General features: G+C 69.8%; 6 protein-coding genes and 2 pseudogenes. 2 read left to right on the forward strand and 6 right to left on the reverse strand.

The window, feature by feature from the left end:
- The 4 genes and pseudogenes from G6022_RS14060 to G6022_RS14075 all read right to left on the reverse strand — a co-directional run.
- Positions 1-263 (reverse strand): annotated as a pseudogene (locus G6022_RS14060) (hypothetical protein); the annotation flags it as partial.
- Between the two features lie 51 nt (positions 264-314).
- A complete protein-coding gene (ilvC, locus tag G6022_RS14065; protein WP_182638764.1) occupies positions 315-1,328 on the reverse strand; it encodes a ketol-acid reductoisomerase in 1,014 nt (337 codons plus the stop codon).
- A gap of 54 nt (positions 1,329-1,382) precedes the next feature.
- Complete coding sequence (gene ilvN / locus G6022_RS14070; protein ID WP_179525519.1) at positions 1,383-1,889, reverse strand: acetolactate synthase small subunit; 507 nt, start codon at positions 1,887-1,889, stop codon at positions 1,383-1,385.
- Positions 1,886-3,781 (reverse strand): acetolactate synthase large subunit, encoded by a 1,896-nt coding sequence (locus G6022_RS14075; protein ID WP_179525520.1) that lies wholly within the window; start codon positions 3,779-3,781, stop codon positions 1,886-1,888. The genes ilvN and G6022_RS14075 overlap by 4 nt, the downstream gene beginning before the upstream one ends.
- Positions 3,782-4,132: 351 nt before the next feature.
- Between G6022_RS14075 and G6022_RS16950 the strand changes: the two are divergent.
- Positions 4,133-4,402, forward strand: a pseudogene (locus tag G6022_RS16950) (PH domain-containing protein); the annotation flags it as partial.
- On the opposite strand, the gene G6022_RS14080 reads toward G6022_RS16950, so the two are convergent.
- Complete coding sequence (locus G6022_RS14080) at positions 4,388-5,878, reverse strand: DUF3533 domain-containing protein (RefSeq protein WP_179525521.1); 1,491 nt, start codon at positions 5,876-5,878, stop codon at positions 4,388-4,390. The pseudogene G6022_RS16950 and the gene G6022_RS14080 sit on opposite strands and share 15 nt — an antisense overlap.
- Before the next feature lie 195 nt (positions 5,879-6,073).
- Here G6022_RS14080 and ilvD point away from each other — a divergent pair, with 195 nt between their 5' ends.
- Positions 6,074-7,912, forward strand: coding sequence for a dihydroxy-acid dehydratase (gene ilvD / locus G6022_RS14085; RefSeq protein ID WP_182639046.1), 1,839 nt, complete (start codon positions 6,074-6,076; stop codon positions 7,910-7,912).
- Between the two features lie 22 nt (positions 7,913-7,934).
- On the opposite strand, the gene G6022_RS14090 is transcribed toward ilvD, so the two are convergent.
- Entirely contained in the window at positions 7,935-8,747 is an 813-nt protein-coding gene (locus G6022_RS14090; protein WP_179525523.1) for a DoxX family protein, read from the reverse strand.
- Between the last annotated feature and the right edge of the window lie 207 nt (positions 8,748-8,954).

The following is an 8,954-nucleotide window of genomic DNA, read 5'->3' on the forward strand; positions in this document are numbered from 1 at the left end:
CGCAGCCCCACCGCCACGGACGCCGCGCGGGCCTGGGCGGCCTCGTCCGGCGCGGCCACCACGACCACCGGGGCGGCCTCCACCAGGAGACGGGTGGTCTCGACGCCGGAGGAGTCCGCGTCGACCGCGATCCTCGCACCGTCGACCTGAGCGGCGGTGATCCCCGGCCCGTCCTCGTCCGTTCCCGATGTGCACGCGGCGGTGGACAAGACCAGGCAGAACGAGAGGACCGCCGCCCCCACTCCTCGGTTGAAGTGGCGCACGGCGGTCCTCCTGAAGCTCGGGAATCGATCCCGGTGGACCCTACAGGGGTCTCAGGCGGTCTCGGTGATCGGCCGGTCGACCCAGCTCATCAGGTCGCGCAGCTTCTGCCCGGTGACCTCGATCGGGTGCTCGGCGTTCTGCTTGCGGAGCTGCTCGAGCTCCTTGTTCCCGCCCTCGACGTTGGCCACGAGGCGCTTGGTGAAGGTGCCGTCCTGGATGTCGGACAGGATCTCCTTCATGCGCTCCTTCGTGCCGGCGTCGATGACGCGCGGGCCGGAGAGGTAGCCGCCGAACTCGGCGGTGTCGGACACCGAGTAGTTCATCCGCGCGATGCCGCCCTCGTACATGAGGTCGACGATGAGCTTGAGCTCGTGGAGCACCTCGAAGTAGGCGAGCTCGGGTGCATAGCCGGCCTCGACCATGACCTCGAAGCCCGTCTTGACGAGCTCCTCGGTGCCGCCGCACAGCACGGCCTGCTCACCGAACAGGTCGGTCTCGGTCTCGTCCTTGAAGGTGGTCTTGATGACGCCCGCGCGGGTGCCACCGATCGCCTTGGCGTAGGACAGCGCGAGCGCCTCGCCCTCGCCCTTCGGGTCCTGCTCGACGGCGATGAGCGCCGGGACGCCCTTGCCGTCGACGAACTGACGGCGCACCAGGTGGCCGGGCCCCTTCGGGGCGACCATCGCGACGGTGACGCCCTCGGCGGGCTTGATCAGACCGAAGTGGATGTTGAGGCCGTGGCCGAAGAACAGCGCGTCGCCGTCGTTCAGGTTGGGCTCGATCTCCTCGGTGAAGATCTGCGCCTGCGAGGTGTCGGGGGCGAGCAGCATGATGACGTCGGCCCACTTGGTGGCCTCGGCGGCGGTCATGACCTCGAGGCCGGCCTCCTCGGCCTTCGCGCGGGACTTGGAGCCCTCGCGCAGACCGATCGCGACCTCGACGCCGGAGTCGCGCAGGCTCAGCGAGTGCGCGTGCCCCTGCGAGCCGTAACCGATGACGGCGACCTTGCGGCCCTGGATCAGCGACAGATCCGCCGAGTCGTCGTAGAACATCTCCACTGCCATGGTGGATTCCCTTCGTGTTGGTTCGTGTAGCCGGGACTTGTGTAGGAGTCGAGACTATCGAGTGGTGGTGATGGACTTGGGGCCGCGTCCCAGCGCGACCATGCCGGACTGCACGATCTCGCGGATGCCGTAGCCGTCGAGCATCCGCAGCAGCGCGTCGAGCTTGTCGGGGGTACCCGTGGCCTCGAGCGTGAGCGATTCCGGGGAGACGTCCACGATGTGGGCGCGGAACAGACTGGCGATCTCGACGATCTGGCCACGGTTGGTGGTGTCGGCGCGGACCTTGACCAGGGTGAGTTCGCGGGCGACCGAACCGGCCGGGTCCTGCTCCACGATCTTGATGACGTTGACCAGCTTGTTGAGCTGCTTGGTCACCTGTTCGAGGGGGAAGTCCTCGACGGCCACGACGATCGTCATGCGTGAGAGCCCGTCGGTCTCGGTGGGGCCCACCGCGAGGGACTCGATGTTGAACCCGCGCCGGGAGAACAGCGACGCCACGCGCGCGAGCACGCCGGGCTTGTCCTCCACCAGCACGCTCAGGGTGTGGGAGCGGGCGGTCACTGGTCCTCCTCCTGGGCGGCGAGCACGGCGGCGTCGATCCGCTCGGTCACCTCGTGGACGTCCGCGGCGTCGTCCGCCACGGAATCGGTGTCGTCGAACAGCGGCCGGATGTCCCGCGCCGCCATGATCTCGTCGTTGGACGTACCCGCCGCGACCATCGGCCACACCTGGGCGTCCTTGCCCACGATGAAGTCGATGAGCACCGGGCGGTCGTTGATCTCGCGGGCCTTGGCGATGACCTCGTCGACGTCCTCGGCGCGCTCACAGCGGAACGCCACGCACCCGAGGGCCTCGCCGAGCTTGACGAAGTCGGGGATGAGCTTGGACTGCGTCGACAGGTCGGTCTGCGAGTAGCGCTGATCGTAGAACAGCGTCTGCCACTGGCGGACCATGCCGAGGTTGCCGTTGTTGATCAGCGCCACCTTGATGGGGGCGCCCTCGATCGCACAGGTGGCGAGCTCCTGGTTGGTCATCTGGAAGCACCCGTCGCCGTCGATGGCCCACACCTCGGCGTCGGGACGACCGAACTTGGCCCCCATCGCCGCGGGGACCGAGTACCCCATGGTCCCGAGCCCGCCCGAGTTGAGCCACGTGCGCGGCTTCTCGTACTGGACGAACTGCGCGGCCCACATCTGGTGCTGGCCCACGCCTGCGCAGTAGACGGCGTCGGGGCCCGCTGCCGCGCTGAGGCGCTCGATCACGTACTCCGGGGAGAGCGAACCGTCCGACTGCGGTCCGTATCCGAGGGGGTACTCGGAGCGGATCTCGTCCAGTTGCCCCACCCAGGCGGTGGGCTCGGCGAGCGCTCCGGAGTCGCGCTCGCCGCGCAGCGTCTCGACGAGCTCGACCAGCACCTCCTTGATGTCGCCGACGATCGGCACGTCGACCGCGCGGTTCTTGCCGATCTCCGCCGGATCGATGTCTGCGTGGATGACCTTGGCGTCGGGGGCGAAGGTGTCGAGCTGGCCGGTGACCCGGTCGTCGAAACGGGCGCCCAGCGTGACGAGCAGATCAGACCGCTGCAGCGCGGCGACCGCCGCGACGGTGCCGTGCATGCCGGGCATGCCGTAGTGCAGCCGGTGCGAGTCGGGGAACGCACCGCGGGCCATCAGGGTGGTGACCAACGGGATCCCCGACAGCTCGGCCAATGCCAGCAGCTCCGCGGAGGCGTCGGCCTTGATCACCCCGCCGCCGACATACAGGACCGGGCGCTGGGCCTTGGCGATGAGCCGGGCCGCCTCGCGGATCTGCTTGCCGTGGGGCTTGGTGACCGGGCGGTACCCGGGCAGCTTCATCTCCGGCGGCCACGAGAACGTCATCTCGGCCTGCAGGACGTCCTTGGGGATGTCCACCAGCACCGCGCCCGGTCGGCCGGTCTGCGCGATGTGGAACGCCTCCGCGATCATCCGCGGGATGTCCTCGCCGTGCGAGACGAGGAAGTTGTGCTTCGTGATCGGCATGGTGATGCCGGAGATGTCGGCCTCCTGGAAGCCGTCGGTGCCGATGAGCGCGGTGCCCACCTGCCCGGTGATGGCGACGATCGGAACCGAGTCCATCTGCGCGTCCGCGAGCGGCGTCACGAGGTTGGTGGCCCCGGGGCCCGAGGTGGCCATGCAGACGCCGACCCGGCCGGTGGCCTGCGCGTACCCGGTGGCCGCATGCCCTGCGCCCTGCTCGTGCCGGACCAGCACGTGTCGGACCTTGACCGAGTCGTAGAGGGGATCGTAGACGGGCAGGATCGCGCCGCCGGGGATACCGAAGACGACCTCGGTGCCGATCTCCTCGAGGGACCGGACCACCGCCTGGGCGCCCGTCATCCGCTCGGGGGCCGCGGACCGGGCCCTGTGCTCTGCACCCGGACGGGGTCCGGGCTGTGCCGTTGGTGCGCTCACTTCAACTGTCCTTCATGGTGGTCGTGGAGCTGACGTTCGTCGCCGCACCCGGTCCGGTGGGACCAGGGGAACCCGGCAACAAAAAACCCCCGACGGCCACGGGGGCCGGCGAGGGTGCGCGTCGACGGAAAGCCAGGTAGCGGCTCAGGCGCCGACGCGCCGGCCGAGTACTAGACCGTTCCAGGTGTTCACGCGCTCAGGTTAGGCCCCGTCCGTCACGGTCGTCAACTCGTGGAAACTGGATCCCACATAGTGGACCGTGAGACAGTGGAGGGCACCATGAGCGCCGCATTCAGAGCACCCCACCCGGAGTCCACGCCCACCGACCGCGCACTCTTCCGGGTCAACCCCATGTCCTACGCCGTCATCGCCATCGTCGTCCTGGCGATCCTCTGGCCCGTCACCGCCTATCCCGTCGCTCTGGGATGGCTCGTGCTGCTCCCGATCGGATTCGGCTGGTGGGTCGCACGGACCCACACCAGGATCGACGAGGACGGGGTCCACCTGTCGACGTGGCGGGCGAGCAGGTCCGTTCCCTGGGAGGAGGTCAAGGGGGTGCTGTTCCCGAAGAGCGGCTTCGCCCGCCTCGTCACCACCACCGATGACTCACTCCCGATGGGCGGGGTCTCGTTCCACGATCTCCCCCGGCTCTCCGTCGCCAGCCGGGGGCGCATCCGCGACCCCTACGGCGCCGCCCCGACGGACGGCGCCTCCCGGACGGACGGCGCCCCGCGAACCGACAGCACCTCCTGAGCGCCGGTCGAGAGAGCGACCGCCCGCCGGAACACGGTCGGCGACGGCCTGGCGGCGCAGGCCCATGCGCTCGTAGGCGAGGGTGACCGCCACCCCCGCGAGCAGTCCGGCCACCGCCCAGCCGCCGAGGACCCACACCGCGTGCCCCAGGCCCGCGTCCCAACTCGAGTCGAAGAACATGATCGACCGCAGTCCGAGGTAGGCCTGGTGCATCGGCTGGAGGTTGCCGATCGCGACGAACACCTGCGGCAGCATCTGCGTCGGGGTGGCTCCGCCCGACGTCGGTATCCCCAGCACCACGAACACGACCAGGTTGACCAACAGCCCGGCGTTCCCGATCGCCGCGATGATCGTGTGTGCACACACCCCCACCGCGACGATCACGAGGTTCGAGAACCAGAACATGTGCCACGGGTCGTACCCGGTGACCCCGATGATGTGGGCGACGAGAAGGCAGAGCCCGGACACGAGCGGGGCCGTCACGAGTGTGACCACCCACTTGCGGGCCAGCGTCTGGAGCCGGCCGAACGGGGCCACGTGCACGTGCAGCGCCAGAGGTCCGATCTCCAGGGGGATGAACCCGAGCCGGGCGTCGAGCACGGCGGAGATGATCATCGCCCCGGTGAAGCCCGCAAGGATCACGATCAGCGCGTAGAACATCGGCAGCGAGGCGTTCGACACCCCCTCCGGCAGCGGGTTCCACGCGGTCACGTCGATCCCGACCGGGTCCTGGAGTGCGAGGGTCGCGGCGGCGCCGATCGTCCTGCCCTCCGCCTCGGCGAGCAACTGTGAGTCGGCGAGCAACCTGGGGCCCATCCGGTCGCGGAACGACTCCTGCATCGCCTCGGCCATGGTGTTCATCACCTGGCTCGACACGATGGAGACGCGGGGCGAGTACTCGACCGTGACCCGCGCGGGCGCGGGAGGTTCCGCCGCATCCCCCTCTTCGGTGGCCGCCGCCTCGACCAGACCGACCACCCGCTCGCTCAGGTCGGCGGGGATCCTGATCGCCCCGAAGTACGATCCGTCACGCAGTCCCTCCTCCGCCGTCCCGGGGTCCACGACGTGCAGCCGGATCTTCTCCCAGTCGTTGTTCTGGAGCAGGCCGGCGGTGATCTGCGATCCCACGTCGAGGTCCCGCACGCCGATCGGCGTGTCCAACGAGGCTCCGCGGTCGGAGTCCACCACCGCCACGGGAATGTGTCGGGCGTGGGCCTGGGGATCCGCGGTGCCGCCCAGATACATGAACGACAGCAGGAAGAACAGTCCGCAGACCAGAACCACCGCGCCCGCCGAGTGTGAGGCGAACTCGCGGAAGCCGCCGGTGTGGCCGGAGTCGGTCATGGTGATCCTCATTCGTGTGGAACGCCGGTCGACCACACGGCCGACCGAGACGAAGTTACTCCTGCCACCGCGGGTATCGTGTACCCGTCCCCCGGAGCGTCCCCGCCCACGTCACGGGGCCGCCCGCAGGCCTGATCGCAGGACTGCCCACCCGGGACGCCCGTCCCGTCGTCTCCCGAACCGGATCGAGGTCCCATGCCCGCCCTGAGGTCCCGCACCAGCACCGCCGGACGCAATGCGGCGGGGGCCCGCGCCCTCTGGCGCGCCACCGGCATGACGGACGCCGACTTCGGCAAACCGATCATCGCGGTCGCCAACTCGTACACGCAGTTCGTCCCCGGGCACGTGCACCTGAAGAACGTCGGCGAGATCGTCGCCGAGCAGATCACCGCGGCGGGTGGCGTCGCGCGCGAGTTCCACACCATCGCCGTGGACGACGGCATCGCCATGGGTCACGCGGGGATGTTGTACTCGCTTCCCAGCCGCGAGATCATCGCCGACTCCGTCGAGTACATGGTCAACGCGCACACGGCCGACGCCCTGGTGTGCATCTCGAACTGCGACAAGATCACGCCGGGGATGCTCAACGCGGCGATGCGTCTGAACATCCCGACCGTGTTCGTCTCCGGCGGCCCCATGGAGTCCGGCTTCTCGGTGGTCGTCGACGGCGTGGTCAAGGCCGGTTCCGACCTCGTCACCGCGATCTCCGCCTCGGCCAATTCGGCGGTCGACCAGGAGGGCCTCGACGCGATCGAACGCTCGGCCTGCCCCACCTGCGGTTCCTGCTCGGGCATGTTCACGGCCAACTCGATGAACTGCCTCACGGAGGCCCTGGGCCTGTCGCTGCCGGGCAACGGCTCCACTCTGGCCACCCACAGCGCACGGCGCGAGCTCTTCGCCGAGGCCGGCCGGGTCATCGTGGACCTCTGCCACCGCTACTACCGGGACGACGACGCCTCGGTCCTGCCGCGGTCGGTCGCCACCAAGGAGGCCTTCGCCAACGCCATGACGCTCGACGTGGCCATGGGCGGGTCCACCAACACGGTGCTGCACATCCTCGCCGCCGCGCAGGAGGGTGAGGTCGACTTCGATCTCCACGACATCGAGCAGATCTCCCGTCGGGTGCCGTGCCTGGCCAAGGTCGCACCCAACTCGGACTACTACATGGAGCACGTCCACCGGGCCGGTGGCATCCCGGCGATCCTCGGCGAGTTGTACCGCGGCGGTCTGCTGGAGACGGACGTCCACTCGGTGCACTCCCCCTCTCTCGAACAGCACATCGCGGACTGGGACATCCGCAGCGGTACCGCCACCGAGCAGGCGATCGAGCTGTTCCACGCCGCACCCGGCAGGGTCCGCACCATCGAGCCGTTCTCCACGGACAACCGTTGGGAGTCGCTGGACACGGACGCCGTGGACGGCTGCATCCACTCGGTCGAGCACCCGGCCACCGCCGAGGGCGGGCTGGCCGTGCTCCGCGGCAACATCGCGCCGGACGGATCGGTCTTCAAGACCGCCGGCGTGTCCGAGGCGAACTTCCACTTCAGCGGCCCGGCGCGGGTCGTGGAGTCGCAGGAGCAGGCGGTGTCGGTGATCCTGGACAAGACCCTGCAGCCCGGCGAGGTGCTCGTGGTGCTCTACGAGGGCCCGGCCGGCGGCCCGGGCATGCAGGAGATGCTCCACCCCACCGCGTTCATCAAGGGCGCCGGCCTGGGCACCAGGTGCGCCCTGATCACGGACGGCCGCTTCTCAGGCGGCTCGTCGGGACTGTCCATCGGGCACATCGCCCCCGAGGCCGCCGCCGGCGGCCCGATCGGACTGATCCGGGACGGAGACGTCGTGACGATCGACGTGGCCACACGATCCATCTCGGTGGAGGTCGACGACGACGAGCTGGACCGTCGCCGGGCCGAGAAGGGACCCCTCCCGTGGCGTCCGGTCCACCGCGAGCGGAAGGTCTCCACCGCGCTGCGGGCGTACGCCTCGATGGCGTCGTCCGCGGACAAGGGTGCCGTGCGGATCCTGCCGGGCTGACCTCCACGGCCCGCCGCCGCGGTCAGCCCGCGGTGACCGCCGGGCTGTCGGTCGTGGACATCAACGGGTTGCTGCCGTTGAGCAGGTACCAGATCACCCCTGCCGCGATCACGGCCAGCAGCAGCCAGATCACTCCGCTGAACCGGGGGCGGTGCGACCACCGCCACTTGCGGTCGACAGACCAGCGTCCGGCTCCCGCGAAGAGGAGTGCGAGCAGGGCGGCGACGTACAGGATCGACGTCTCGAGCCCACGGGTCGTCTCGCCGAGGAGCGGCACGGGGTCGTCACCGGTCAGCCGGACCGCGAGGCCCAACCCGACCAGCCCGAGCAACCCGGCCGCCGCGACCGGCGTCGCCAGGCCCACGACGAGCAGGATCCCCGCGACCAGCTCGACGACCCCGCCGGCGATCGCGAGGAGTCGCGCCTGCTCGAAACCCGACTCGGTGAGGGTCTGCGTGAATCCGTCGAGTCCCGGGCCGCCGAACAGGCCGAAGAGCTTCTGCAGACCACGCATGGACAGGAGGACGCCCACGGCGAGTCGGAGGAGGAACAACCCGAAATCGGTCGTGCCGCGCCGGGAGATCTCGTCGCGGGGGGCGGGGTCGATCGTCGTGGGCTGGTCGCCGAACGGCAACGGCGCCGACGTGTCGTATCCCCCGGACTCCGAGAACTGCGAGTAGTCCGTCCGACCCGCCGCGGGGAAAGCCGTGGTCGCCGAGTCCGCGGTCCCCGTGCCGGAACCGGCCCCCGTCGCGCTGGGGACGTCGAGCGGGTAGTCGACATCGTGGATGATCTCGGTTCGGGCGTCGTCTCCGGGCTTTGAGGAAGTCACCATGCGACCATAGGCCGCTTCCCCGGCACCCGCACCCAGGACACGGCGCACCGTAGGATTGTCGCCATGAGATCGCTCTCGCTGCTGGTGGTCCTGGCCGTCGCGACGGCCGGGTGCGCGAGATTCGACGACCGTCTCGCCGCGCCCTTCACCCCCGCCCCCGGCCCGGGGATGGGCGCGGCACCGCCGTCCAGCCCCCCCGGCCCGCCC

It is taken from the genome of Dietzia sp. Cai40 (assembly GCF_014145165.1).
GTDB lineage: Bacteria > Actinomycetota > Actinomycetes > Mycobacteriales > Mycobacteriaceae > Dietzia > Dietzia natronolimnaea.

What these genes read in the sequence shown, in the direction of transcription:
- ilvC (WP_182638764.1), bottom strand. Translation starts at nt 1,328, where the DNA reads ATGGCAGTGGAGATGTTCTACGACGACTCGGCGGATCTGTCGCTGATC.
- G6022_RS14080 (WP_179525521.1), bottom strand. Translation starts at nt 5,878, where the DNA reads ATGACCGACTCCGGCCACACCGGCGGCTTCCGCGAGTTCGCCTCACAC.
- ilvD (WP_182639046.1), top strand. Translation starts at nt 6,074, where the DNA reads ATGCCCGCCCTGAGGTCCCGCACCAGCACCGCCGGACGCAATGCGGCG.
- G6022_RS14090 (WP_179525523.1), bottom strand. Translation starts at nt 8,747, where the DNA reads ATGGTGACTTCCTCAAAGCCCGGAGACGACGCCCGAACCGAGATCATC.